Below are 24788 nucleotides of genomic sequence, written 5' to 3' on the forward strand. Positions count from 1 at the left end.
GACGGTACGGGTCCGGAGCACCCACACGTGACTAGTGACACCAAGTGCCAATCGGCCATAGTCATCGGCACTCGGGTCCGGTACGCTGGCCACATTCCGTGACACTGCGTGCCACGATCCCTTCCCCACAACGAACGGACTCTTCATGGCCGGGAACCCCAGCTTCGACCTGTTCCAGCTCTCCGACGAGCACAACGAGCTCCGCGAGGCCATCCGCGCACTCTCCGAGAAGGAGATCGCGCCGTACGCCACCGAGGTCGACGAGCAGGAGCGTTTCCCCGACGAGGCCCTGAAGGCTCTCAACGCCTCCGGCTTCAACGCAGTGCACATCCCCGAGGAGTACGGCGGCCAGGGAGCCGACTCGGTCGCAGCCTGCATGGTGATCGAGGAAGTCGCGCGCGTATGCGGTTCCTCCTCGCTGATCCCTGCCGTGAACAAGCTCGGCACCATGGGCCTGATCCTCAGCGGCGGCGAGGAGCTCAAGCAGAAGGTGCTGCCGTCCATCGCCGAGGGTGAGATGGCGTCCTACGGACTGTCCGAGCGTGAAGCCGGATCCGATGCCGCCGGTATGAAGACCCGCGCCAAGGCGGACGGCGACGACTGGATCCTCAACGGCTCGAAGGCGTGGATCACGAACGCCGGCGCATCGTCCTGGTACACCGTCATGGCGGTGACCGATCCCGAGAAGAAGGCCAACGGCATCTCGGCGTTCATGGTGCACAAGGACGACGAAGGCTTCTCCGTCGGCGCGAAGGAGCGCAAGCTCGGCATCAAGGGCAGCCCCACCCGCGAGCTGTACTTCGAGAACTGCCGCATCCCCGGAGACCGCATCATCGGTGAGCCCGGCACCGGCTTCAAGACGGCACTCGCGACGCTCGACCACACGCGCCCCACCATCGGCGCTCAGGCCGTCGGCATCGCGCAGGGCGCTCTCGACGCAGCCATCGCGTACACCAAGGACCGCAAGCAGTTCGGCAAGGCCATCAGTACGTTCCAGGGCGTCGAGTTCATGCTCGCCGACATGGCGATGGAGATCGAAGCGGCCCGCCTCATGGTGTACTCGGCAGCCGCTCGCGCCGAACGCGGCGAGAAGAACCTCGGTTTCATCTCCGCTGCGTCCAAGTGCTTCGCGTCCGATGTCGCCATGAAGGTGACCACCGACGCGGTCCAGCTCTTCGGCGGCGCCGGCTACACCCGCGACTTCCCCGTCGAGCGCATGATGCGCGACGCGAAGATCACGCAGATCTACGAGGGCACCAACCAGATCCAGCGCGTCGTCATGTCGCGGGCACTGCTGCGCTGATCACCCGAGTCACCCCCGCAGTTTGTCGATTTCCCGCCGGTCGCGTTTGGTCGGCCGCCCTGCCCCACGATCACGCACGGGTAGGGCGGCAAGCACCTCTCGCGGCGGCGGGGGCGGGCTGCGGTCGATGTAGCAGGCCACCGCGGCCGGGGCGCCCACCCGCTTGTTCACCAACTGGGTGACCTCGATGATCTTCTCGAAGCCGCCCGCGCGGATACGTACCTCGTCACCCGGCACTACGTGCTGGGCAGGCTTCGCCGCGGTCCCGTTGATCTTCACGTGCCCACCCCGGCACGCCGAGGCTGCCGCGGACCGCGTCTTGAACAGTCGCACCGACCAGGTCCACGCGTCGACGCGCGTCACAGCCGCACCAGGTCGACGTCGCCGATCACACCGTCGGCAAGTGTCAGGGTCATGTAGGTGCAGTGCGGTTGCCGACGCCGGTCGGTCGGCGATCCGGGGTTGAGAAGCCGCATCCCGTTGTCGGACAGCGTGTCCCACGGAATGTGACTGTGCCCGAACACCAGGAGGTCGGTGTCCGGGAATGCCGCGTCCATTCGTCTCTCCCGTCCCGTCTTCGCCCCGGTCTCGTGAGTCACGGCGATCCGGACCCCCTCCACCGTGCGCCGAGCGATCTCCGGCAACCGGGACCTGACGTCGTCGCCGTCGTTGTTGCCCCAGCATGCGAGAAGGTCGCGAGACCGCTCCAGGAGGGCCTCCAGCAACGACGGTTCCATCCAGTCGCCTGCGTGCACCACCAGATCGGCGGCGTCGACCGCCTCCCACACCGCGACGGGGAGATCCCGTGCGCGGGTGGGGACGTGGGTGTCGGACAGCAGGAGCAGCCGCATCGTCAGTCCTTGGGACCGCCGGCGACGTAGACGACCTGGCCGGAGACGAACCCGGCACCCTCGCTGCAGAAGAACGACGCGGTGTGAGCGATGTCCTCGGGCTGACCGATCCGGTTGACCGGGATCTGCGACGCGGCACCCTTCTTGAAGTCCTCGAACGGCACGCCGACGCGCTCCGCGGTGGCCGCGGTCATCTCGGTCTCGATGAACCCGGGCGCGATGGCGTTGACGGTGACGTTGTAGCGACCCAGTTCGATGGCGAGTGTCTTGGTGAAGCCCTGCATGCCGGCCTTCGCCGCCGCGTAGTTGGCCTGTCCGCGGTTACCCAGAGCGGATGTCGACGACAGGTTGACGATGCGTCCCCACTTGGCCTCGACCTGGTGCTTCTGCACCTCGCGGGACATCAGGAACGAGCCGCGCAGGTGCACGCCGAGGACGGCGTCCCAGTCGTCGACCGACATCTTGAACAGAAGGTTGTCGCGCAGGATGCCGGCGTTGTTCACCAGCACGGTGGGGGCGCCGAAGTCCGTGGCGATGCGCTCGACGGCGGACTTCACCGACTCCTCGTCCGCGACGTTCGCGCCGATGCCGATGGCCTGACCGCCCGCGGCGGTGATGGCGTCGACCGTTCCGGCACAGGCCGCCTCGTCGAGATCGACGACGGCGACACCGAATCCGTCCGACGCGAGACGGCGGGCGATGGCGGCGCCGATTCCTCGCGCACTTCCCGTGACGATTGCTGTCTTGACCTGCTCGCTCACGACTACCCTCTTTCTCATCTCGGCCCCGAAACCCCGCGGCTCCCACTCTTTCTATCAAGTCACAGGAGTCGGCGGACCACCCCCGCTCGAGAAAGAGGCTCGACCATGACCACTCGGCTCAACCCCTACCTGTCGTTCCGCGATTCCGCGAAGGACGCCATGGAGTTCTACCGAACCGTGTTCGGCGGCACGCTCACCGTCTCGACGTTCGGCGAGTCCGGCATGCCCGTCGAGGACTCCGAGCAGAACAACGTCATGCACTCGCAGCTCGAGACACCGAGCGGCTTCACCCTGATGGGTGCGGACACCCCATTGTCGATGGAGGTCAGCGTCAACGGCACGGTGTCGCTCAGCGGCGACGACGAGGCCGAGCTCCGCGGCTACTGGGATGCGCTCGCCGAGGGCAGTACCCCCGGCGTGCCGCTCGAGAAGGCGCCGTGGGGCGACTACTTCGGAATGCTCACCGACAGGTTCGGCATCGCCTGGATGGTGAACATCGCCGGCAGCTAGCTGCCGAAGGTGACATGGCCGGCAGCTAGCTGCCGAACGCGAGCGGCAGGTCCCGTCGGAACGTCACCTCGTCGAACTCCCGTCCGTACTCGTCGACGGCGGCGATGCGCAGTCGGCTGGGCGTGATGCCGGGAACGCCCGGCGTCATGTCCGCGCGGACGAACGAGTAGTTGCGGAAACGCACGCGTGACCACGTCAGGGACTCGGGAACCTTGGTCCCGTCGGCAGCGACGACATAGCTGTTGGGCACCGACGTGTCCGCGACCTCGTGCCCGCGGTAGCTCTCCGGCTCACCGTCCTGGAATCCGTAGCGCGGACGGCCGCCGCCGCCCACGGTGTAGTACACGGTGCCGTCGGAGACGGAGCTGACCTCGGAGCGGTCGCCCGCGACCCGCGTGGGCGACCCGCCGCGGATCGGGTCGGACCGCTCGAACACGTGGTTGTGCGCCTGCAGCACCACATCGACGTGATAGCGGTCGAAGAGCCCCGCCCAGGCGTTACGGACACCGCCGTCGCTCGCGTGGTCCTTGGTCGTCGAGTACGCGCAGTGGTGGAAGAAGCACACGATGAAGTCGACGGCCGGATCGGCTCGGTAGCGCGCCAGGGTCGACTCCACCCAGCCCGTCTGACGTCCGCCGCTGTACCCGGTGTTCGCGCGGATCTCGTTCGACACGTCGTTGGCGTCGAGCGACAGCACGGCGACGTTGCCGTGGACGAACGAGTAGACCGACGGGCAGCCGGCGGGACCGTTGTCGGGTTGATCCAATCGTGCTGCGTGCCCGCCGTATCCGTTCGACCCGTACAGCGCCTCCATGTCGTGGTTTCCGGTCGCGAAGAGCCAGGGCGTGGACGCCGCGCTCGGCTCGATCGCCGCGAGGTAGCCGTCCCAGACGTACGGGTTGAACTTGTCGAAGACCTTGTCGACGGTGCCGCCGCTGGGTACGAAGCGGGGAGTGCGGCCCTGTCCCGACGGGTCCGCGTAGGCGATGTCGCCCGCGAGGATGTGGAAGTCGGGCCGCGATGCCGCGATCTGGCGCACGATGTTCGCGGCGTGCTTGGCCGACGGCTCGTTGTCGGGCTTGTAGTACAGATCGTCGTAGTCGCCGGGCTTCAGGCCGGGAGGCTGCGTCGGCGTCTCGTCGACGCCTTGATCTCCCATCATCGTGAATCGGAACGGTGCGAGCCGTCCGGGCGGCAGAGCCGGTGCGGCACTGCGGACGTCGCTGACGTAGCCGTCTGCGGTGCGCCACCGGTAGTAGTGCGGAAGACGAGGTGTGAGGCCGTCCACCGGAACGTGCACGTAGAACTGCTCGGCTGCCAGGATGCCGCCGTCGGATCGCGGCACCTGGCTCACCAGGTTGCGCACCTCGGCCGACGTCGTCGCGCCGAGCGCCGGGGTCGGACCGTGGTCCAGGAACACCCCGGTGAGTCCGGGATTGCGGGAGAGCTGCGCCGAGAATCGCAGCTGCGTCGCGGCGTCGGAGCCGAAGGAGAGGTGCCGTCCGCCCACGGTCAGCGGCGCGTCCTGCGCGTAGGCGACGCGGTTCCATCCGGGGTTTCCCACCCCGGCGGCTGCAGCGACGGCGGCAGCGCCCACGAGGAAGTTGCGTCGGGACACCCGATGGCGACGGAGATTGCTCAGGTGCCAGTCGTGCTGCTCGGCCATCGATGCCTGTGCCGCGATGTGGGCGGGAACCCCCGTGTCGACGATCTCCCCGGCCGGGTTGCGTGCGCTCTCCACCATGTCATCGACGCTGCTCCCGTCACCTCGACGTCAGGAACACGACGAATGGACACCGGATTGACCGTCGGTGAACAACGTTGCAGTACAGAACAATCCGGTCGAGTCGGACACCGATCAGTATTGACGAACGGACAGCTCCACGGCGACCTGGAGGTACTCGGCGACGGTCCGTGAGATGGACACCGGCTTGTCCGGCAGGTCGATCTCCGGGACGTCGATGTGCACGCTCGCCGAGCGGTACTTGCCGGGCGGAGGGCCGTAGTGCAGACCCATCACGACCAGCTTCGGCTCGACACCACGGGCTCTGGCCCTGGCGATGATGTGCCCGACTCCGCTGCCGACGTGCTGCAGTACGGCAGGGTCACCGTCGTTGCACGTGCCTTCGGGGAAGATCGCGAGATCGTCACCACGGCTGAGCCTCTCGGCGCACAGATCCATCATCTGGCTACCGGCCCGGGATACGGCCCGCAGTCCGTGATCGCGGCTGCGGAACACCGGGATGCCGCCCATCATCTCGATCCGGCGACGCTGCGACGTCCGCTCGGCAATGACGCGTTTACGTCCCGTCGGCTCCGTCTCGACGAACAACTCGTCCTTCGCCAGTACCCGCGTGCGACCGATCACGGGCCGCAGTGCACTGGACCACGCTGCGGCCGCCACGGTGTACGGGTCGGTCTCGCTCACGTGGTTGACGGCGATGATCAGCCGCGTGTCGTCGTAGATCAGGCTTCGCAGTCGCTCCCGCGCTCCGTCGCCGTATCGCACCCGCGGACGGAAGCGTCCGGCCAGCGCACCGTAGGCCAGTCTCGCCACCCGTCGATTCTGCTGATGGTCGCGGTAGTAGTCGTAGACGGCGTCGGCGTTCTCGAGAGTGACCACGGGTCGATCCATGCTCGAATCGTAGGCGTTCGTGCTGTTCCACCAGTTTGTTCTGACAAATCGAGCGCGGCGTGTATGGTCTGGGTCACAGGCGACAAACCCCGTCGTCGGCGGACCCGCAGGTCGGCCACTTGTAGCGAGAGGAACGGGTACTGGTGACCACCAACACTGCCCCGCACCGCGTCGTCGTCGTCGGCTCCGGATTCGGTGGGCTGTTCGCGGCGAAGGCCCTTCGACGTTCCGATGTCGACGTCACACTCGTGGCGCGGACGGATCACCATCTGTTCCAGCCGCTGCTCTACCAGGTGGCCACCGGCATCCTCTCCGAGGGCGAGATCGCCCCGTCGACCCGGTTGATCCTCAAGGACCAGAGCAACGCGGCAGTCGTCCTCGGCGACGTCACCGACGTCGATCTGGAAGCTCGCACGCTCGTCTCCGTCCACCGGGGCCGCGTCACCGTGACCCCGTACGACAGTCTCGTCGTCGCCGCGGGTGCCGGGCAGTCCTACTTCGGCAACGACCACTTCGCGGAGTTCGCTCCCGGCATGAAGACGTTGGACGATGCTCTCGAGCTCCGCAGTCGCATCATGAGCGCGTTCGACGCCGCCGAGCTGACCAGCGATCCCGAGGAGCGCGCACGTCTGCTGACGTTCGTGGTCGTCGGAGCCGGACCTACCGGCGTCGAGATGGCGGGACAGATCGCCGAACTCTCCCGTCGCACCCTCGCCGGCACGTTCCGCACGATCGACAGCCGCGACGCACGCGTCATTCTCCTCGACGCTGCCCCGAAGGTGTTGCCGCCCTTCGCCGATTCGTTGGGCGAGAACGCTCGACGACGGCTCGAGAAGGTCGGCGTCGACGTCCAGCTGGGCGCCTCCGTGACGGATGTGGATGCCGACGGACTGTCCGTCCGCGACAGCGACGGCACCGAGCGCCGCATCGAAGCCACGTGCAAGGTGTGGTCCGCGGGCGTCTCGGCCAGCCCCCTCGCCGCGATGCTGGCGCAGAAGTCGGGCGCCGAGGTCGATCGTGCCGGCCGCGTGCTCGTGGAGGCCGACCTGACTCTGCCCGGACATCCCGAAGTCTTCGTCGTGGGCGACATGATGGCGCGCGACAAGCTCCCCGGCGTCGCCCAGGTGGCCATCCAGGGCGGACGGTATGCGGCTCGGACCATCACCGCCGAGGTGAAGGCAGACGCGAAGGGGGCGCCGCGCCCCGAGCGTTCGGCGTTCCGGTACCGCGACAAGGGCAGCATGGCCACCGTGACGCGGTTCTCGGCCGTCGCCCAGGTCGGTCCCGTGAAGATCACCGGCTTCCTGGCGTGGGTGATGTGGCTGGCCGTACACCTCGTCTACATCGTCGGCTTCAAGAGCCGTCTGACCACGGTGTTCAACTGGGCGTGGACGTTTTTGGGACGTGCGCGCACCCAGCTGACCGTCACACACCAGCAGATGCAGGCACGCACCGCGTTCGGTCGGCTGACCGTGCTGGAGGACGCTCGACGACACCGCACCGCCGAGCTCGAGGACGCCCGCGCAAGTTGAGTGCCCGAAACGGGTACAAGCCGGAGATGGGTCGTCTCTCTGCACTGATCGTCGCCTCGCATCCGGGTCCCGGTGCTTCGGTGACGGTGTTCGTCGGCCTCCTGGCACTGAGCCTCGGGCCGCCGTCGCCGGGTCTGTTCCTCGCGATACTCGTCGCCGTTCTCAGCGGACAGTTGATCGTCGGGTGGACCAACGACCTCATCGACGCACCGCGGGACTCGGCGTCGGGTCGCGTCGACAAGCCGGTGGCGCAGGGCGTCGTGGCGACGACCGCCGTCCGCCGATGCGTGGCCGTTTCCGGAATCGTCTGTGTTGCGTTCTCACTGCTGCTCGGGGTGGTCCCCGGCATCGTCCACCTGGTGGTGGGCGTGGGGTCGGCGATCGCCTACAACATGGGTCTCAAGTCGACTCCGGTGTCGTGGCTGCCGTACACGGTGGCGTTCGGCTCGGTTCCCGTCGTCGTCGGGCTGGCGGTGTCCGACGCGATGCCGCCGGCCTGGATGGTGGCGGTCGGCGCGCTGCTGGGTTTCGGCGCCCATCTGGTGAACGTTCTTCCCGACATCGCCGACGACACCGCCACGGGTGTCCGCGGGCTGGCTCATCGGTTGCCCGAGCGCGCGGTCGCACCCCTCGCCGCTGCGGTTCTGCTGGTGGCGTCGGTCGTCGGGCTTTGGGGAAGCGGGATCTTCGCACGAGGAGGCGCCCATGCGGCGATCGGAACGGTCGCGCTGATTCTCGTCCTGGGTCTGGCCGCCGTGGCGACGACGGGGCACGGCCGCACCCCGTTCCGCGCGGCGATCATGATCGCCGGCGTGGACGTGTTGGTGCTACTGCTTCCCCGTTGATTTCTCGGAGTTCTCGGTCTCCAGTTCCGCCGTGTCGCGGAAGACCAGGCATCCGTTGTCCAGAGCGACGGCCCACCGGTGCGCGACGGCCCAGTCGCGGTTCACCGATGCCGGCTCCACGTAGGCCGCGAAGTCCTCGACGATCACCCCGCCCTCGAGAGGCCAGGTCTCACGATCTCCCGAGCGGTCCACGGAATGCCGTGTCCGCACCCTCGATCCCACCGAGATCTCCGACGTCTCCGTCTTCTTCAGTGTCGATGTCATGACCGCCTCCTGCGCGTGATCCCCCGGCAGCCCGGTATTCCCCGTCACGCATGTTTCACACATCTCTCCCTCATGCAGTCGTGATGTAGTGGAACCATGGCAATCACTTTCACCACTCGCGTCCCCGAAGGTCCGATCCGTGGCGGCGTCGTCGTCATCCAGGAAGCGTTCGGGGTCACCGACCACATCGCCGAGGTGTGCGGTCGTTTCGCCTCGGCAGGGTGGGTCGCGGTCGCTCCCCACCTCTTCCACCGCACCGGTGACGCCGTCCTGGCGTACGACGACATGCCGACGGCGATGAACCTGATCGGACAGCTGAAGGCCGAGGAGATCGATCAGGACGTCGACGCGGCGATCGACGAGCTCGCCGGCTACGGGTTCGGTCCGAGCGGGTGCGCGATCGTCGGATTCTGTATGGGCGGGACCGTCGCGTACGAGACGGCGGTGCGCAGGCCCCTCGGCGGCGCGGCGACGTTCTACGGCGGCGGAATCCGTGAAGGCCGCTTCGGATATCCGGCTCTCCTCGACGGAGCAACTTCGCTCCGTACGCCGTGGCACGGCTTCTTCGGCGATCTCGACACCGGCATCCCGGTGGACGACGTCGACGCGCTGAACGCCGCGATCGCCGATGCACCGGTGGACACCCGGATCGCGCGATACCCCGATGCGGAGCACGGTTTCCACTGCAACGACCGCCCCGCCGTCTACAACGAGCGCGCCGCCCACGACGCCTGGTCGCGGACCCTCGACTGGTTCGACGAGCATGTCGAGGCCGTGTAGGGAATGAACGAGGGGGGAGGCAGGTTGAGCGGACCAAGTAGTTGATCCGTCAACTTTCTCCCCTGGAGGTTCCGATGCCCGCAGTGACCGTCGACAACGTTCTCGCTCTCCCCCGCATCCCGTCGTCCGAACCGGGATCGGTGGACAGGTCGGTCCGGTCCGTCACCACCGCTCCCACGGGATACGAGGGTGAGGGCTTCCCGGTGCGGCGCGCCTTCGCAGGCATCGACATGAAGTACCTGGACCCGTTCATCCACATGGATCAGATGGGCGAGGTGAACTACGCGCCCGGCGAGCCCAAGGGAACGCCGTGGCATCCCCACCGCGGCTTCGAGACCGTCACCTACATGATCGACGGGATCATGGACCACCAGGACTCGCACGGCGGCGGCGGCTCCATCACCGGCGGCGACACCCAGTGGATGACGGCCGGAGCAGGCATCCTGCACATCGAGGCGCCGCCGGAGCATCTCGTGGTGTCGGGCGGGATGTTCCACGGAGTCCAACTGTGGGTCAATCTCCCGCGCAGCAACAAGATGGCAGCGCCTCGCTACCAGGACATCACGGGAGGGCAGGTCGCTCTGCTGTCGAGCCCCGACGGTGGCGCACTCGTGCGGATCATCGCCGGTGAGATCGCCGGGCACCAGGGTCCGGGGTCGACGTACACCCCCATCACGCTCTCCCACGTCACGGTGGCACCGGGCGCCTCGGTCACGGTGCCGTGGAATCCCGCGTACAACGCGATGGCCTACGTCCTGGCGGGAGCAGGCACGGTCGGGGCCGAACGGCGTCCCGTGCGCAAGGGCCAGATGACCGTGTACGGATCGGGAGATTCGCTGACGTTCTCGTCCGCCGACGGGTCCGAGCCGTTGGAGATGTTCGTCCTCGGCGGCGAACCCATCCGCGAGCCCGTCGCGATGGCCGGCCCGTTCGTCATGAACACGAAAGCCGAAGTGATGCAGGCCTTCGACGACTACCAGTCCGGTCGCTTCGGTCAGCCCTGACCGGCTGTCCCGATCACGATCGTGGCGTCACGCTCGTCGTCGTGTCGGACCCGAGGGGTCAGACCGGCGGCGAGCATGATTGCCGAGGCGGTATCCGCCTGCGCGACAGATGTTTCCACGATCAATGAGCCCCCGGGCGCCAGCCAGTCGGGAGCCTCCGCCGCGAGTCGACGTTGGATGTCGAGCCCGTCGGCGCCGCCGTCCAGCGTCCCGCGGGGCTCATGATCGCGCGCCTCCGGCGGCATCGTGTCGATGGCGGCCGTCGGTACGTAGGGCGTGTTCGCCGTGACGACGGTGACTGCACCGCGGAGATGACCGGGCACTCCTGAGAAGCCGTCGCCCTCGGACACCGTGCGTCCCGGCAGGTTCCGTCGCGCACACTCCACGGCGGCCGGGTCGATGTCGGAGGCGAACACCGTCACCGAGGGCCTCTCGTGGACGACGGCGGCCGCGACCGCGCCCGATCCGCAGCAGAGGTCGAGCAGGACGCCGTCGTCGCCCACCCTGTCGAGTGCAGCGTCGACCATGGCCTCGGTTCGTCTGCGGGGCACGAAGATTCCGCGGCTGACCCGGATCCTCAATCCGTGGAACTCGGCCCACCCCACGATGTACTCGAGCGGTTCACCGTCGACACGCCGTGTGATCCATGCCGACAACGTCTCCTCGTCCGGCGCCTCGTCGGTCAACAATCGCGCCTCGTCCTCGGCGAACACGCACCCGGCCGACCGCAGTACGGCGACCGTCCGGGACAGCGTCACTCGGAGACGAGCCGCGCGACGGCGTGCATCGGGATCGACAGCCAGGTCGGGCGGTTCCGGGCTTCGTACACCGCTTCGTACACGGCCTTGTCCAGTTCGTACGCCCGCAGCAACGCCCACGAGGACCGCGGGTCGTTCCCCGACACCTCGGTGTAGCCGTCGCAGAACGCGGACACGTTGCGCTCCACCCATTCTCGCGCCACCGGTTCGAGACGCTCCCGCTCCTGCGCATCCTCTAGCTCCACGATGCGACTCATCGCGGCGTAGTCGAACGAGCGGATCATGCCCGCGACGTCGCGGAGTGGACTGTCGGGTGTCCGACGCTCCTCGAACGACTTCGACGGCTCGCCCTCGAAGTCGATCAGGACCCAGCGTTCCGGTGTCCGCAGAACTTGACCGAGGTGCAGGTCGCCGTGAATGCGTTGGGTATCGATCCCGCCCGCGCCGGCCGCCTCCTCGATCAGGGCCTGGATGCGTGGCAGGTGGTCCTCGAGTTCGGCCACCACCGGAAGAGCGGACTGCACGCGGGCGGAGATGTCGGCGGTGGTGTCCGGAGCGGGTGCGAGGGACGTGCCGAGCACCCTGGCCAGATCGGCGTGCACCGACGCGACGGCCTTGCCCAGCTCGCGCGCTTCCGCCGTGAAGTCGGACGCGGCGACGTCGCCGGTGGCGAGAACGTCCTGCACGGTGGCCTGCGCGGTCGTCCAGCCCTCGGTCGACCCTGCGACGAAGTCCTGCGCCATCGCCAACGTCGTCTCGGAGTGTTCGATGTCCGCTTCCATCCATCCGCGTAGCGGCGCGACGTTCTCGCAACCCGCCTGCCCCAGGGCCCGGTGGAGCTCCACATCCGGATTGATGCCGACGGTCACCCGGCGGAAGATCTTGAGCAAGTAGTGGTCGCCCAGGATGACCGACGTGTTCGACTGTTCCGCTCCGAGCACGCGACCGCGCAGACCTGTCTGCAGATCACTTCCCGGCATCGCGAGGAACCGGACGTCGCCCGTGCCGCCGGTGGCCAACAGATCCGAGTAGACCGAGATGGCATCGGGATCACGCAGTGCGTCGAACACGATCGCGCCCGGGGCGCGCGTGATCACCCACGGGTCGAGGTCCTCGGACACGGACGAGCGGATTCCGAGAGGGATCTGGAAGATCTGCGACTCCGCGCCGTCGAGGTCCACCTTCGCGAGAAGATGCTCGACGGTCAGCTCCGCGGTGGTGGCGAGCGTTTCGCGTGTGAGCACACGGACGGCGGTGACGGTGTGCCCCTTGGCCGAGAACCACCGCTGGTCCGGCAGCCAGGCGACGAGAGCGCTGGTCAACGCGTCGTCGTCGAGAGGCGGCGGGGCGACGGGCTCGTCGATGCTGTGCTCTTCGGTGGACATGAGTACCGGATACCCCGAATTCTCTCGTCGACAACTTCTCGCGGCCGGAACCCACCCTATGTGCCCCGGTGTAAGGATGGAGACATGACAACCGCCGCAGACCGGTCCCCCCGATCCGGGCTCGACCTCTCGTTCGTCGATGCCTCGACCCGCGCACAGGACGACCTCTTCGAGCACGTCAACGGACGGTGGCTCGCCGAGTACGACATTCCCGCCGACCGCGCCGTCGACGGTGCCTTCCGCACCCTGTACGACCGCGCCGAGGAGCACGTGCGCGACATCATCCAGGTCGCTGCCGAATCCGACCCGGCCGCCGGCACCGACGCCGCCAAGATCGGTGACCTCTACAGCAGCTTCATGAACGCCGACGTCATCGAGGCGGCGGGAACGACACCCATCGCGGACGAACTGTCCGCGGTCGCCGACGCTGCCGACTCCGCAGCACTGGCGCGGGTTCTCGGATCGTTGCAGCGGACGGGCGTCGGCGGCGCCGTCGCGCACTACGTCGACACCGATTCCAAGCAGTCGGACCGCTACGTCATGCACGTCTCGCAGTCAGGTCTGGGACTGCCGGACGAGTCGTACTATCGCGAGGACGAGCACGCGGAGATCCGCACGAAGTACCTCGCGCACATCGAGAAGATGTTCAGCCTCGCCGGCGTCGGCTTCTCCGCGGCCACCGTGCTGGATCTCGAGACCGCGATCGCGGCCGGCCACTGGGACGTGGTCAAGCGACGCGACGCCGACCTGACGTACAACCTGACGACGTTGCCTGCACTGACGTCCGACGCTGCGGGCTTCGACTGGGAATCCTGGATCGACGGCCTCGGCGCAGAAGGACACTTCGACGAGATCGTGGTGCGGCAACCGGACTTCCTGACAACGTTCGCCGGCCTGTGGTCGGAGCGCAGCCTCGACGAGTGGAAGGCCTGGGCGACCTGGCGGATCCTCCATTCACGGGCGCCCTACCTGACATCCGACATCGTCGACGAGAACTTCGACTTCTACGGCCGCACCCTCACCGGCACCGAGAGCAACCGCGAGCGGTGGAAGCGCGGCGTCTCCCTCGTCCAGGACCTCATGGGCGAGGCCGTCGGAAAGCTGTACGTGGACCAGCACTTCCCGGCCGACTCACGGGCACGGATGCAGGAACTGGTTGCCAATCTGGTGGAGGCCTACCGCCGCAACATCACCGACCTCGAATGGATGAGTCCCCAGACGCGTACCGCCGCGTTGACTAAGCTTGACAAGTTCACGCCCAAGATCGGCTACCCGGACACGTGGCGCGACTACTCGACGCTCGAGATCGACGCCGCCGACGTGGTGGGCAACTACCGCCGCGGATACGAGGCCGAGTACCAGCGTGACCTGGACAAACTCGGCGGCCCGGTCGACCGCGGCGAGTGGTTCATGACGCCGCAGACCGTCAACGCCTACTACAACCCCGGCATGAACGAGATCGTCTTCCCGGCAGCGATTCTGCAACCGCCGTTCTTCGATCCCGAGGCGGACGATGCAGCCAACTACGGCGGTATCGGCGCGGTCATCGGTCACGAGATCGGCCACGGATTCGACGATCAGGGCGCCAAGTACGACGGCGACGGCAACCTGGTCGACTGGTGGACCGACAGCGACCGTACCGAATTCGGCAAGCGCACCACCGCGTTGATCGAGCAGTACGACGAGTTCGAGCCGAAAGCTCTCCCCGGCCATCACGTCAACGGCAAGTTCACCATCGGCGAGAACATCGGCGACCTCGGCGGACTGTCCATCGCCGTCGAGGCCTACAAGATCTCGCGCGGCGGAGCGGACGCTCCCGAGATCGACGGCCTCACCGGCTTGCAACGGGTCTTCTTCGGCTGGGCGCAGGTGTGGCGTACGAAGGCGCGCGACGCCGAGGCGCTGCGCCGTCTGTCGATCGACCCGCACTCCCCGCCCGAGTTCCGGTGCAACGGTGTCGTGCGGAACCTGGACAGTTTTCACGAGGCGTTCGAGGTGACGGAGAACGACGCTCTGTACCTCGATCCGGATGCGCGCGTGAGTATCTGGTGATCTAGCGCAGGCGTAGGCCGGACTCGGGATCGAAGAAGAACAGCTCGCCCGAGTCCGGCCTCACCCGCAGGCGTTCGCCCGCACCGACCACGACACGTCGATCCACCCGCACCACCACGCGTCCGCCGCGCGCCGTCCATCCGGCGTCGGCCGGTCCTACCGAGTAGGCGAAGGACTCCGCGCCGAGCTCCTCGACCAGCTCGGTCGTCAACTCCAGGGCACCGGTGTCGGACTCGCCCACCAGTTCCCAGGACTCCGGACGGACACCGACGACGATCTTCCCCGTGTGCGCGGACGGCACCGGCACGCGGGCTCCGCCCAGGACGGCATTGCCGTCCACGACGTCGGCCTCGATCAGATTCATCGCCGGCGAGCCGATGAACGAGGCGACGAAGTCGTTGACCGGATTCGCGTACAGCTCACGCGGACTCGCGACCTGTTGCAGCAGTCCGCCTTTCAGGACAGCGACCCGGTCTCCCATCGTCATGGCCTCGACCTGATCGTGGGTGACGTAGACGGTGGTGGTACCCAGACGCCGCTGCAGCGAGGCGATCTGCGACCGGGTGCTGACACGCAGCTTCGCGTCCAGGTTCGACAGCGGCTCGTCCATGCAGAACACTTCGGGACGACGCACGATGGCGCGTCCCATGGCCACACGCTGGCGCTGACCACCCGACAACTTGCCGGGGCGCCGGCCGAGGAGCGGCTCGAGCTCGAGCATCCGAGCCGCCTCCTCGACGCGGACCGCGGTGTCCGACTTCGACATTCCCGCGTTGCGCAGTGCGAAGCCCATGTTCTCGGCCACCGTCATGTTGGGATACAGCGCGTAGTTCTGGAACACCATCGCCACGTCGCGCTCCTTCGGGGCAAGGCCGCTGACGTCCTTGCCACCGATCTCGATGCGACCGCTCTCGATCGCCTCGAGCCCGGCCAGCATGCGCAGGCTGGTCGACTTCCCGCACCCCGACGGACCGACGAGCACGAGGAACTCGCCGTCCGCGATCTCGAGATCGAGCGCGTCCACCGAGGGTGTCGGGGCACCCGGGTAGCGGTGAGTGGTCCGAGCGAAATTTACCGAAGCCATGGCGTGAGGTGATCCACTTCTACTTGGGCAGCTTGGGGGTGATCTGCCGGTCGATGATCTGCTGCAACTGGTCCTGCACTCCGGCGAACGTCGTGGCGACGTCGGCATTCTGCAGGGCGATCTGCTCGAGACCCGCACCGATGATCTGGTCCCCGCCGGGAACGAAGACGCGGGCGTAATCCTGCGAGCGCGTCCGAGCGAGCTGGTCGACGGCGGTGCGCGACCGCGGGTTCTTCTCCAGGAACGCGACCTCACTGGGATCGGTCGCAGCGGACTTACGCACAGGCATGTAGCCGACGTTCTGCGAGAAGTACGCCGTGTTCTCCGCGTTGGTGACGAACTCGATGAACTTGAGCGCGTTGATCTTCCGCTCGTCCGGGATGTTGGCCGGGATAGCCAGACCGGCTCCACCGGTCGGGCAGCCGGGGGTACCCGCCTCGGCGGGGAGGAAGGCGGTGCCGAAGTCGAACTTGGAGTCCTGCGTGATACCCGAGAGGTCGCCGGTGGAGGCGATGGTCGACCCCAGCAGGCCCGCCGAGAAGTCGTTGGCGATGTCGTTCGAGACGGCCGCGTACTTCTTGGTGTGGATCATGTCCTTGAGGAAGTTGCCGGCGGCGATGGTGCGCTCGTCGGTGAACTTCAGGTCGAACTGGTCCGAGTAGCTTCCGCCGAACGTCCAGATCGGCCCCTCGAAGGTCCACCCGAGGTAGTCCTCGGCGTTGCCCCATCCGTGGGCGAGCTTGCCGGATCCGATGGCGCGCTGGATCTCCGGACCCCACTGGTCGAACTCCTGCCAGGTGGCGGGCCCGCGGTCGGGCAGTCCTGCGGCCGTCCAGACCTCGCGGTTGTAGTAGAACAGCGGCGTCGAACGGGCGTACGGGAGCGCCCACGTCTTGTCGTTCCAGTTGTAGTCCGCCACCAGGGAATCGACATAGTCGGTGGTGGAGACACCTGCCTGGGAGAACAGATCGTCGAGCGGCGAGATCGCGCCCAGCAGAGCGAAGTTGAACCACCAGACGTCCGACAGCAGCACGACGTCGGGCAGCGAACCGCCGGACAGTGCCGCGTTGAACTTCTGCGCGATCTCCTCGTAGTTCTTTCCGCCGTCGATCATCTGCACGGTCAGGTCCGGATTGGCTGCCTGGAACCGCGAGATGAGTTCGTTCTCGACGTCCTTCGAGCTGCCGGGATGCGACGACCAGAACGTGATGGTGTTGGCGTCGCCTCCACCGGAGGACGACGATCCGCTGGTCGAACTCGTACCGGCGCAGGCGGTGAGAGCGGCGCCCGCGGCGACGGCACCGGACAGTCCGAGGAATCCGCGGCGAGAGAATGGCTGCATCATGTGCTCCTTGTTCATAGGTTGGTCAGCCCTTGACGGCGCCGGAAGTGAGGCCCTTGATCATGTGACGCTGGAGGGCCAGGAAGACGATCAGAATGGGGAGCATCGTCAGGACGGTGCCGGCCATGACGGGACCCCAGTTGGTCACACCGTCGTTGTTCTGCAACTGGGTGAGACCCACCGGCAGCGGCGCCACGGACGAGTCGTCCGACATCAGGAACGGCCACAGGTACTCGTTCCACTCGTTGACCACGGTGATGGTGGCGAAGGCGACCATCGTCGGGCCGGACAGAGGAAGAACGACACGGAACAGCAGTCGCACCGGACCGGCGGCGTCCATCCGGGCGGCCTCGATGATTTCCTGCGGTATCGACAGGAAGTGGTTGCGCATCAGGAAGGTGCCGAACGCGACGCCCGCAAGCGGCACGATGATGCCCTGAAAGGTGTTGCGCCACCCCAGCTGTGCCACCAACGCGTAGTTCGAGATGACGGTGATCTGGTTCGGCACCATCAGTGCGGCGATGATGACCAGGAAGACGATGGTCTTGCCGGGGAAACGGAGGAAGACCAGGCCGTAGGCGCTCAGGACCCCGAGCGTGAACTTCACGACGGCGAGGATGCTCGTGATGATCAGCGAGTTCTTCAGGAACGTGAAGAACGGGACCGTCGACGTCGCGTCGTCATAGTTCTCCGGTCGGAACACCGACGGCCACCACACGGACGGCTGGACGTAGATCTCGCCGCGCTCCTTGAACGAGGTGATCAGAATCCAGAAAAGCGGGAGCCCGATGATGATGATGACGACCACCATCGCGGCATAGCCGAACAGCGTCGACAGCCTTCGGCGACGGGCGGCATCCCGGGCGGGACGAGCGTCGTCGGTGGCGGTGTCGGGCATCCTGTCGATCACGCTCATCGCGCGTCACCTCTATCCATGACCCGCACCTGAAGCACGGTGATGACGAGCAGAACAAGGAACATGATGGTGGCGACCGTTGCGCCGTACCCGGCGCGGAAGTTGCGGAACGATTCTTCGTAGACCTGGTAGACCATCGTCGTCGTGCCGGTGCCCAGCGGTCCGCCTCGTGTCATCACGTTGATGATGTCGAAGACCTGCAGCGAGTTCAGCATGACGGTGATGGACAGGAAGAACGTGGTCGGACGCAGCTGGGGAAGCGTCACCTTGCGGAACGTCGTCCATCTGCTCGCACCGTCGATCTGCGCTGCCTCGGTCAGATCCTGGCGAAGCCCCTGCAGAGCAGCCAGATAGATGACGAAGGCGTAGCCGAGGTTCTTCCACAGATACGTCACCGTGATCATGAACAGGGCCCAGCCGGGGCTCTGGTAGAAATCCGGGACCTCGCCGAAGCCGATCCGACGCATGATGTCCTGGATCAGGCCGAAGTTCGGGTCGAAGACGAACTGGAACGCGACGCCGATGGCCGCGCCGGAGATGACGAACGGAGCGAACACCGCCGACCGGACGATGTTGCGACCGCGTAGCTTCCGGTCCAGGAGCATCGCCAGGACCAGCCCCAGCAGCATGCTGCCGGCCACCGCGGCGATGGTGAAGATGACGGTGTTCGACACGATCTGCCACGTGTCGCTGCGGCCCCACCATTCCCGATAATTGGCGGTTCCGATGAACGTCGACGTCGGCGAGGAGATGTTCCAGTCGAAGAACGACAGCCTGATGTTGTCCAGCAGCGGGCGGTAGGTGAAGACGCCCAGCAGGATCAGATTGGGACCGACCAGCACCAGGAACAGTGCATAGTCACGCCACGGCCGACGGAGGAAAGACCGTTGCGCCGGTGGCAGTTCCGGCAACGTGCGTTGAACTACAGGCCGACTTGCTCTCACCGATGGGACATTAGCCTAGGTAAAGCGAACGAATGGTGAACATGGACCGATCAGAATCGGTCCGAGATGTGATGGTTCAGAGTTGCCAGTCGCCCAGACCGTCGCGGCCGTTCAGAATGCCGCCGTTCGTGTTCTGCACGATCACGGGATCACCCTTCTGCGCCGTCTCGAAGAACCACTTGGCGTCCTCCGTGCTGACGTTGAGGCAGCCGTGGCTGACGTTCTCGACGCCCTGACTGTCCACCGACCACGGCGCCGCGTGCACGAAGATGCCGCTGTTGGACATCCTGGTCGCGTACTCGACGTAGGTGCGGTAACCCTCGGGCGCATCCACCGGGACTCCGTACGTGGACGAGTCCATGTACATGTCGCGGAAGCGCTCACCGACGATGTAGGTGCCGTTCGGCGTCTCGTGCCCGACCTTGCCCATCGAGGTGGGCATCGTCTTCACGACTGCACCGTTGCGGGTGACGGTGATCGTCTTGGTGTTGTCGTCGGCCGTGGTGATGATCGCGTCGCCGACGGTGAAGGTCGACGAGGCATCGCCTGCGTTCACGGTCACGGTCGTGTTCGACGGCCAGAACGCGTCCGGACGCCAGCGGACCTGGCTGTCGGAGAACCAGTAGAAGCGGCCGGGGACGTCACCGGCGGACGTGGTCACGTCGATGGCGCGCTCGGCGACGGCGCGATCACCGATCGCCGAGTCGAACCGGATGATGATCGGCTGCGCGACACCCACGACCTCGCCTGCCGACGGGTTCAGGGCGGGAGCCGAGAAGTTGGCGGGCGCCCGGGGCGCTTCGATCGGCGCGGTGGGCACACCCGGCGCCGGAGCGGTCACACCGGGGATGGGCGGGAGAGAGATGTCCGGGCCGCCGGGCCACAGCGGTGCAGCTCCTGCCGGCGCAGCGACGCCGAGTGCGACGGCTGCAGCCAACACAGCGCCTGCTGCGGAACGAGTGAGGAAACGAGTCGAACGTCGAGCACCCATGCTTGTGAACCATCCCTAGCGGAGTCGCTGAACCTGATCGCACCGCAATTAACACACACCAGCGGTTGACATGGCTAATCGGGTATTGTGGCCGGACGAAGCAGGACTCCTGTCAAACCACGGCGGCGGTCGAGTGGCATGTGCGTACGGACGACGCGTGCGACGTGACGAAAGGATCGATGCCGTGGTGGTCGAAAATCGGACCGGCGATGTGAATTCCCGCCGCGCAAGCCCTGTGTTGTTCTCCGACGGCCGCGACGGTGGAGCCCTGAGCGATCTGCTCGGCCCCGGCAGCCTGCACACGTCGTTCCAACGCATCATCGACCTGCAGACCGACGCCATCGTCGGCTACGAGGCGGTCGTATGCGGCCCCGAGGGTTCGTCGTTCCAGGACCCCGCGACCCTCGCCGCGACGGCGAAGTCCATGGGAATGACACCCGACCTCGATGCTGCTCGCTGGAACGGTGCACTCAGCGAAGCCGCACGCGCCGACCTCCCTCGCGGACTTCCCCTCTTCATCGCCGTCGATCCCGATTCTCTCGTCGATTTGCCCAACCTGCGCGATCACGACATGGGCGGCGCAGTACTGCAGTTCGACGAGACTGCTCTCATCCGCAGGCCCGCCCACCTCATGCGCGTCGTCGCCGAGGTCCGGCGTCTCGGCTGGGCCATCGCCGTCGATCATGTCGGCGTCCGCCCGGAATCCCTCGCATTGCTTCCCCTGCTCGAGCCGGACGTCATCAAGCTGGACCGGACTCTCCTCTCGACGCGTCCCAATCGTTTCAGTGCTCGTGTGGTCAACGCCGTGGCAGCCCAGGTGGAACGTACGGGCGCGGTCGTGATGGCCGAAGGCATCGACACCCCCCGCGCTGCGCTCACTGCGCAGGCCATGGGTGCGCGGGTCGGGGAAGGCTCGCTGTACGGATCGACCACCGACCTCACCATCGACGCACCCGTCGGCTCGCCGCTCGAGTTCCAGATCGCTCGTGATCGCGGATTCACGCCCATGTCGACGCCGTACAACCTCGCAGCAGGCGGACGCGATGTGCGGCGCGCGAGCAAGCGTCTGCTGATCGAGATCAGCAAGAACCTCGAGGCCATGGCCACGGACAGCCAGCAGACCGCACTCATGCTCGGCGCGTTCCAGCACGTGGATCACTTCACGCCGATCACCGGTCGGCGCTGGGAGTTGATGGCCATGAACGCCACTCTCGTCGGCGCCCTCGCCGAGAACATCGGCACGGAACCCGCACCCAAGATCCGCGGGGCGAACCTGGCCGCGTCGGATGCGCTGCGGGAGGAATGGGACGTGGTGGTGCTGACGCCACACTTCTCGGCCGTCCTGGCAGCACGGGACCTCGGCGACACCGGACCGGACATGGAGCGTCGCTACGACTACGTCCTGTCACATGACACGACGTTGACCGTCGAGTGCGCCCGTTCCCTCATCGCTCGCCTGCCCCCGGAGCGTTCAGGAAACTGACGCCCGTCATTCGCCGGGTGCGGTGAGGTAGTCGTTGCCGTGGGAGTCGCGGATGTGGACGATGCCGTCCCGGAGCATGCGGTAGTGCCACTGCCGGCGGGTCTTCAGTCCATGGTGCCGGCGACACAGCGGTTCGAGGTTGCCGGTGACGGTCCAGCCGCCCCTCCGGGGGTCGGTGTGATCGAACGGGACTACGTGGTCGAGGTCGCAGTCCTCACTCGGCACCGCGCACCCCGGATGGACGCACGTCGGATACAGCGCTGTCACCAGCGCCGCGACCGCCTCGGATGGGCGGTAGGTCAGTGCCCCGTCCGGAGGCACGACGAAACCGCCGTGGCCGTCGGGATTCTCGACGGCACGGTCCAACGCGGACGGTGGGAGCGTGCGGAGGTACTCGACCTGCTCCCTGACTTTTCTGGCTCTCGCGCTGCGGACGTCCCCGGAAGTAGGCGTCCAGCCCGGTGGCATACGGCGGGTGCGGCGAACTTCCCGCCCGTCGACCGGAACCGGTGGATCGGGTTCCGGGTCGGGTGGGTGGTGTTCGGATTCCGCGCCGCGGGCTGCGGTGATGAGTGCTTGCCACGTCGCATCCTCGGCGATCGTGCGGGCCACATCCGCCGGGACCGGTCCCCAGCCGACGAGGTGACCGGGTTCCCCCGCCAACCCCGCTGCGGTGGCAGCATCGAGAACGATCACCGCATGGTTGGCCGGTTCATTCGACACGGCCCCGGTCAGGAGTGCGTGCGCGGCGTCGAACAGTCGCGCCGACAGTGACGTCGGATCGGTCACCCCACGCGCGGCGGCAACGATGTTCCGCCACAATTTCGGCGATCTGCTCCGCCGGGCCACGAATCTTCAGCTCCGCTTGACGCGCGGCAGTTTCCGCACGGTCGCGGCACGCTTTAGCGCCGCACGCTCCCGGACGACCCTGTGCCACTCCGCGTCGAAGTCGGCGAGGATCCGGTCGATCGCCGCCGCGACCGCACCCGGGGTGCACCTCGATGCGGCAGCAATCACCCGCTGCAGCAACGCTTCGGTTGCATTCGGAACCCCGGCAAGGGATCGGCACACCGTGCGGAACGCCGCATACGCCAACCGGCCCGCAGCGAACGCTTCCCGCACCGCCGGCCGGGCCGTACGAATCAAGAACAGCCACTCGGTGACCGTGCCCGTGGACACCGACAATGCTGACGCGACCTCCGCCACCGCACACGCTTCGGCGGCATCGGCGTCGAACACCCCACCCGGACCGAGCACCGCGGGACGACGCGATTCCTCGTGAACGTAGGAGCACGACGCGGCCACGGTGCGGGCGAACGAAGCCTGGGCGTCGACCTTCGCCGACACCAGCACATCGACGGAAACTGTTGCGTCGTACACGAATTCACCCCCCGGTGATGCCCGATCAAGCCGCCCCCCGACGACCTGACCACACAGTAACCCACACCACCGACAGAAACTCGAACGCACGTTCGAACCGACGGCGCCCAGCTTCTCGCGGACGTTCCACGTTCCCGCTGATGCTGCAACTCCTCCGGGAACCTGGAGTGTCAGCGGGAGCGCCTACCGGCAGGCTCCGACCCGGAACTGTCAGGCGTCAGCGTGGGATCGCCGCACCGTCCACAACGTGCCTGACCTCTATACCTCGTCCGGAACGATCACGTTGTGGACGAAGCGCATCTTCTCCAGGACCTTGGCGGGCAGGACGAAGGGGTACAGATCCTGATGCCCCATCGACCGGTTCAACTGGTTCAGCGACCAGGTGAGCGGCAGCCACCAGTCGATGATGCGCGCGAATCCGACGTCGCCGGCCAGCGGTGCGTCGAAGGTCGATCCCGCGGGAGCGAATGCGTAGGCCGCGGCCGTGTCGAGCGTGTCGCGGATGTGCAGGTAGTGCGCGAACGTCTCCGCCCAGTCCTCCGCGGGGTGCATCGTGGCGTAGGAGGAGACGTAGTTCTTCTTCCAGCCCTCCGGCGCACCCTCGCTGTAGTGACGGTCGAGCGCGGCTTTGTAGTCGTCGTCCGGGTTGCCGAACAGCTCCTCGAAGCGGGCGCGGTGCTCGCCGTCACCGATCAGCACCATCTGATAGAAGTGACCGATCTCGTGGCGGAAGTGTCCGACGAGGGTGCGGTACGGCTCGTCCATCGACACACGGAGCTGCTCGCGATGGACGTCGTCGCTCTCGGCGAGGTCGAGCGTGATGAGCCCGTTCGCATGACCGGTGATGACGTTCCGGTTCGCGCTGGAGAGCAGATCGAAGGCCAGACCGCCCTCCGGATTCTCGTCCCGGCCGATGATGGGCAGGTGCAGCTCGTCCAGCTCGAGGACCACCCGACGCTTGGCGGTCTCGGCGGAGGCGAACTCCGCGATGGCCTCGATGTCGGTGTCCGCCGGGCGCGTGCGCGTCAACGAGCACGACAGACACAGTGTCGCGCCGTCGCTGGAGTCGACGAGCCAGTTGCACTGCGCTCGCTTGATGTTGGCGCAGCGCCGCCAGACGTCACCGTCGACGGTGACGGACAGGTCCTCGTCCAGGACCATCATGCTGCGACTGGGGAGGTGGAATCCGAGTCGGCTGTCGCAACTGAGGCAGATCGAATTCTCGAACGACAGCTGTTGGCCGCACTTACGGCAGAAGAAAACACGCATGACTAGTCAGAACACCCTTCTCGGACAAACCCTTCGAACCGAAGCCTACGCAGCCCGGGTGACACCTCTCACCAGTGTTTGAACGGCGGGGCCGATGGGCAATCAGTCCGACATGACTGACACGACGCAGAAGGCGGCCTCGTACACCGTTCCCGGCATGAGCACCTCGGACGGCGCAAACGTCGCCGCGGTTCTCCAGGATCGATTGAATGCGCTCAACGACCTGCACCTGACGCTCAAGCACGTTCATTGGAACGTCGTCGGACCCAACTTCATCTCTGTCCACGAGATGCTGGACCCCCAGGTCGAGGCCGTTCGCGGCTTCGCCGATGACGTCGCGGAGCGCATCGCGACGCTCGGCTCGTCCGCTCTGGGAACGCCCGGAACGATCGTTTCCCAGCGCAAGTGGGACGACTACAGCATCGGTCGCGCACTGGCCATCGAGCACCTCGGCGCTCTGGACCTGGTCTACACCGGCGTGATCTCGGACTACCGCGCCGCGATCGAAGAGGTCGGCAAGGTCGATCCCGTCACCGAGGATCTGCTCATCGGGCACAGCGGCCAGCTCGAGCTGTTCCACTGGTTCGTGCGCGCGCACCTCGAGAACTCCGGCGGACAGCTCTCCACCGCGGATGCAACTTCGGAGAAGCAAGCAGCACGCGACGCGGGCTAGTCACCCGTCACATCTCACAGCGCCGC

The 24788-nt window shown here is 66.7% G+C and carries 25 protein-coding genes; 9 read left to right on the forward strand and 16 right to left on the reverse strand.

Translation table 11 applies throughout. From position 1 onward, the window contains the following. Positions 1–145 precede the first annotated feature (145 nt). The gene (locus tag AC0IX4_RS07960; protein WP_056074057.1) at positions 146–1303 is read left to right on the forward strand and encodes an acyl-CoA dehydrogenase; all 1158 of its coding nucleotides are present in this window, start codon (positions 146–148) and stop codon (positions 1301–1303) included. Between the two features lie 9 nt (positions 1304–1312). On the opposite strand, the gene AC0IX4_RS07965 is transcribed toward AC0IX4_RS07960, so the two are convergent. The 3 genes from AC0IX4_RS07965 to AC0IX4_RS07975 are packed head-to-tail and all read right to left on the reverse strand — an operon-like array spanning position 1313 to position 2933. Next, positions 1313–1666: an RNA-binding S4 domain-containing protein gene (locus AC0IX4_RS07965; RefSeq protein WP_056074058.1), complete on the reverse strand. Its 354-nt coding sequence runs from the start codon at positions 1664–1666 to the stop codon at positions 1313–1315. After that, positions 1663–2154 (reverse strand): metallophosphoesterase family protein, encoded by a 492-nt coding sequence (locus AC0IX4_RS07970; RefSeq protein ID WP_042576211.1) that lies wholly within the window; start codon positions 2152–2154, stop codon positions 1663–1665. Before AC0IX4_RS07970 ends, AC0IX4_RS07965 begins: the two co-directional genes overlap by 4 nt. 2 nt (positions 2155–2156) lie before the next feature. Next, complete coding sequence (locus tag AC0IX4_RS07975) at positions 2157–2933, reverse strand: SDR family oxidoreductase (protein ID WP_442970563.1); 777 nt, start codon at positions 2931–2933, stop codon at positions 2157–2159. An 87-nt stretch (positions 2934–3020) separates the two neighbouring features. On the opposite strand from AC0IX4_RS07975, the gene AC0IX4_RS07980 reads away from it, so the two are divergent. After that, a complete protein-coding gene (locus tag AC0IX4_RS07980; protein WP_471828632.1) occupies positions 3021–3425 on the forward strand; it encodes a VOC family protein in 405 nt (134 codons plus the stop codon). A 25-nt stretch (positions 3426–3450) separates the two neighbouring features. Here AC0IX4_RS07980 and AC0IX4_RS07985 read toward each other — a convergent pair whose 3' ends face one another. Together AC0IX4_RS07985 and AC0IX4_RS07990 are read right to left on the reverse strand one after the other, a co-directional pair. Next, positions 3451–5169 (reverse strand): metallophosphoesterase family protein, encoded by a 1719-nt coding sequence (locus tag AC0IX4_RS07985; protein WP_042576214.1) that lies wholly within the window; start codon positions 5167–5169, stop codon positions 3451–3453. Positions 5170–5283: 114 nt separating this feature from the next. Next, complete coding sequence (locus tag AC0IX4_RS07990) at positions 5284–6060, reverse strand: lysophospholipid acyltransferase family protein (RefSeq protein WP_056074061.1); 777 nt, start codon at positions 6058–6060, stop codon at positions 5284–5286. Between the two features lie 143 nt (positions 6061–6203). Here AC0IX4_RS07990 and AC0IX4_RS07995 point away from each other — a divergent pair, with 143 nt between their 5' ends. Then, entirely contained in the window at positions 6204–7592 is a 1389-nt protein-coding gene (locus AC0IX4_RS07995) for an NAD(P)/FAD-dependent oxidoreductase (RefSeq protein WP_056074062.1), read from the forward strand. 26 nt (positions 7593–7618) lie between these two features. Then, positions 7619–8437: a UbiA family prenyltransferase gene (locus tag AC0IX4_RS08000; protein WP_056074063.1), complete on the forward strand. Its 819-nt coding sequence runs from the start codon at positions 7619–7621 to the stop codon at positions 8435–8437. Here AC0IX4_RS08000 and AC0IX4_RS08005 read toward each other — a convergent pair. Further along, positions 8420–8701 carry a hypothetical protein gene (locus AC0IX4_RS08005; protein WP_042576363.1) on the reverse strand — a complete coding sequence of 94 codons (282 nt, stop codon included), beginning with the start codon at positions 8699–8701 and terminating at the stop codon, positions 8420–8422. The genes AC0IX4_RS08000 and AC0IX4_RS08005 overlap by 18 nt on opposite strands. A 96-nt stretch (positions 8702–8797) precedes the next feature. Between AC0IX4_RS08005 and AC0IX4_RS08010 the strand changes: the two genes are divergently transcribed. Both AC0IX4_RS08010 and AC0IX4_RS08015 read left to right on the forward strand, forming a co-directional pair. Next, entirely contained in the window at positions 8798–9481 is a 684-nt protein-coding gene (locus tag AC0IX4_RS08010) for a dienelactone hydrolase family protein (RefSeq protein ID WP_042576218.1), read from the forward strand. A 74-nt stretch (positions 9482–9555) separates the two neighbouring features. Continuing rightward, positions 9556–10485 (forward strand): pirin family protein, encoded by a 930-nt coding sequence (locus AC0IX4_RS08015; protein ID WP_471828633.1) that lies wholly within the window; start codon positions 9556–9558, stop codon positions 10483–10485. Here the strand turns inward: AC0IX4_RS08015 and AC0IX4_RS08020 are convergent. Beyond that, on the reverse strand, positions 10476–11243 hold the full coding sequence (locus AC0IX4_RS08020; protein ID WP_471828634.1) for a putative protein N(5)-glutamine methyltransferase: 768 nt from the start codon (positions 11241–11243) through the stop codon (positions 10476–10478). The two genes, AC0IX4_RS08015 and AC0IX4_RS08020, sit on opposite strands and share 10 nt — an antisense overlap. After that, complete coding sequence (locus tag AC0IX4_RS08025; RefSeq protein ID WP_471828635.1) at positions 11240–12628, reverse strand: maltokinase N-terminal cap-like domain-containing protein; 1389 nt, start codon at positions 12626–12628, stop codon at positions 11240–11242. Before AC0IX4_RS08025 ends, AC0IX4_RS08020 begins: the two co-directional genes overlap by 4 nt. An 84-nt stretch (positions 12629–12712) precedes the next feature. Between AC0IX4_RS08025 and AC0IX4_RS08030 the strand changes: the two genes are divergently transcribed. Then, positions 12713–14680, forward strand: a complete 1968-nt coding sequence (locus AC0IX4_RS08030) for a M13 family metallopeptidase (protein WP_471828636.1) — start codon at positions 12713–12715, stop codon at positions 14678–14680. 1 nt (position 14681) lies between these two features. Here the strand turns inward: AC0IX4_RS08030 and AC0IX4_RS08035 are convergent, their stop codons facing one another. From AC0IX4_RS08035 to AC0IX4_RS08055, 5 genes are all read right to left on the reverse strand, one after another. After that, positions 14682–15764, reverse strand: a complete 1083-nt coding sequence (locus tag AC0IX4_RS08035) for an ABC transporter ATP-binding protein (RefSeq protein ID WP_471828637.1) — start codon at positions 15762–15764, stop codon at positions 14682–14684. Between the two features lie 19 nt (positions 15765–15783). Next, positions 15784–17106 (reverse strand): ABC transporter substrate-binding protein, encoded by a 1323-nt coding sequence (locus tag AC0IX4_RS08040; protein WP_042576365.1) that lies wholly within the window; start codon positions 17104–17106, stop codon positions 15784–15786. A gap of 25 nt (positions 17107–17131) precedes the next feature. Then, complete coding sequence (locus AC0IX4_RS08045) at positions 17132–18004, reverse strand: carbohydrate ABC transporter permease (RefSeq protein ID WP_442970572.1); 873 nt, start codon at positions 18002–18004, stop codon at positions 17132–17134. A gap of 14 nt (positions 18005–18018) precedes the next feature. Beyond that, complete coding sequence (locus AC0IX4_RS08050; RefSeq protein ID WP_042576224.1) at positions 18019–18966, reverse strand: carbohydrate ABC transporter permease; 948 nt, start codon at positions 18964–18966, stop codon at positions 18019–18021. A 76-nt stretch (positions 18967–19042) separates the two neighbouring features. Further along, on the reverse strand, positions 19043–19957 hold the full coding sequence (locus tag AC0IX4_RS08055; protein WP_471828638.1) for a L,D-transpeptidase: 915 nt from the start codon (positions 19955–19957) through the stop codon (positions 19043–19045). A gap of 157 nt (positions 19958–20114) precedes the next feature. On the opposite strand from AC0IX4_RS08055, the gene AC0IX4_RS08060 reads away from it, so the two are divergent. Further along, positions 20115–21440: an EAL domain-containing protein gene (locus AC0IX4_RS08060; protein ID WP_235579592.1), complete on the forward strand. Its 1326-nt coding sequence runs from the start codon at positions 20115–20117 to the stop codon at positions 21438–21440. Between the two features lie 6 nt (positions 21441–21446). On the opposite strand, the gene AC0IX4_RS08065 is transcribed toward AC0IX4_RS08060, so the two are convergent. The 3 genes from AC0IX4_RS08065 to AC0IX4_RS08075 all read right to left on the reverse strand — a co-directional run bounded on the left by AC0IX4_RS08065 (position 21447) and on the right by AC0IX4_RS08075 (position 24089). Continuing rightward, positions 21447–22229 carry an HNH endonuclease signature motif containing protein gene (locus AC0IX4_RS08065; RefSeq protein WP_042576226.1) on the reverse strand — a complete coding sequence of 261 codons (783 nt, stop codon included), beginning with the start codon at positions 22227–22229 and terminating at the stop codon, positions 21447–21449. A 66-nt stretch (positions 22230–22295) separates the two neighbouring features. Beyond that, entirely contained in the window at positions 22296–22820 is a 525-nt protein-coding gene (locus tag AC0IX4_RS08070) for a hypothetical protein (protein WP_471828639.1), read from the reverse strand. A 258-nt stretch (positions 22821–23078) separates the two neighbouring features. Next, positions 23079–24089 (reverse strand): zinc-binding metallopeptidase family protein, encoded by a 1011-nt coding sequence (locus AC0IX4_RS08075; RefSeq protein WP_042576228.1) that lies wholly within the window; start codon positions 24087–24089, stop codon positions 23079–23081. Positions 24090–24201: 112 nt separating this feature from the next. Between AC0IX4_RS08075 and AC0IX4_RS08080 the strand changes: the two genes are divergently transcribed. Further along, on the forward strand, positions 24202–24762 hold the full coding sequence (locus tag AC0IX4_RS08080; RefSeq protein ID WP_042576367.1) for a Dps family protein: 561 nt from the start codon (positions 24202–24204) through the stop codon (positions 24760–24762). Positions 24763–24788 lie beyond the last annotated feature (26 nt).

It is taken from the genome of Rhodococcus sp. AC861 (assembly GCF_979256035.1).

Excerpts from the sequence above, each read along its gene's own strand:
- AC0IX4_RS07960 (WP_056074057.1), top strand. The coding sequence starts at position 146 with ATGGCCGGGAACCCCAGCTTCGACCTGTTCCAGCTCTCCGACGAGCAC.
- AC0IX4_RS07970 (WP_042576211.1), bottom strand. The coding sequence starts at position 2,154 with ATGCGGCTGCTCCTGCTGTCCGACACCCACGTCCCCACCCGCGCACGG.
- AC0IX4_RS07975 (WP_442970563.1), bottom strand. The coding sequence starts at position 2,933 with ATGAGAAAGAGGGTAGTCGTGAGCGAGCAGGTCAAGACAGCAATCGTC.
- AC0IX4_RS07980 (WP_471828632.1), top strand. The coding sequence starts at position 3,021 with ATGACCACTCGGCTCAACCCCTACCTGTCGTTCCGCGATTCCGCGAAG.
- AC0IX4_RS07985 (WP_042576214.1), bottom strand. The coding sequence starts at position 5,169 with ATGGTGGAGAGCGCACGCAACCCGGCCGGGGAGATCGTCGACACGGGG.
- AC0IX4_RS07990 (WP_056074061.1), bottom strand. The coding sequence starts at position 6,060 with ATGGATCGACCCGTGGTCACTCTCGAGAACGCCGACGCCGTCTACGAC.
- AC0IX4_RS08000 (WP_056074063.1), top strand. The coding sequence starts at position 7,619 with ATGGGTCGTCTCTCTGCACTGATCGTCGCCTCGCATCCGGGTCCCGGT.
- AC0IX4_RS08005 (WP_042576363.1), bottom strand. The coding sequence starts at position 8,701 with ATGACATCGACACTGAAGAAGACGGAGACGTCGGAGATCTCGGTGGGA.
- AC0IX4_RS08010 (WP_042576218.1), top strand. The coding sequence starts at position 8,798 with ATGGCAATCACTTTCACCACTCGCGTCCCCGAAGGTCCGATCCGTGGC.
- AC0IX4_RS08015 (WP_471828633.1), top strand. The coding sequence starts at position 9,556 with ATGCCCGCAGTGACCGTCGACAACGTTCTCGCTCTCCCCCGCATCCCG.
- AC0IX4_RS08025 (WP_471828635.1), bottom strand. The coding sequence starts at position 12,628 with ATGTCCACCGAAGAGCACAGCATCGACGAGCCCGTCGCCCCGCCGCCT.
- AC0IX4_RS08030 (WP_471828636.1), top strand. The coding sequence starts at position 12,713 with ATGACAACCGCCGCAGACCGGTCCCCCCGATCCGGGCTCGACCTCTCG.
- AC0IX4_RS08035 (WP_471828637.1), bottom strand. The coding sequence starts at position 15,764 with ATGGCTTCGGTAAATTTCGCTCGGACCACTCACCGCTACCCGGGTGCC.
- AC0IX4_RS08040 (WP_042576365.1), bottom strand. The coding sequence starts at position 17,106 with ATGCAGCCATTCTCTCGCCGCGGATTCCTCGGACTGTCCGGTGCCGTC.
- AC0IX4_RS08045 (WP_442970572.1), bottom strand. The coding sequence starts at position 18,004 with ATGCCCGACACCGCCACCGACGACGCTCGTCCCGCCCGGGATGCCGCC.
- AC0IX4_RS08055 (WP_471828638.1), bottom strand. The coding sequence starts at position 19,957 with ATGGGTGCTCGACGTTCGACTCGTTTCCTCACTCGTTCCGCAGCAGGC.
- AC0IX4_RS08075 (WP_042576228.1), bottom strand. The coding sequence starts at position 24,089 with ATGCGTGTTTTCTTCTGCCGTAAGTGCGGCCAACAGCTGTCGTTCGAG.
- AC0IX4_RS08080 (WP_042576367.1), top strand. The coding sequence starts at position 24,202 with ATGACTGACACGACGCAGAAGGCGGCCTCGTACACCGTTCCCGGCATG.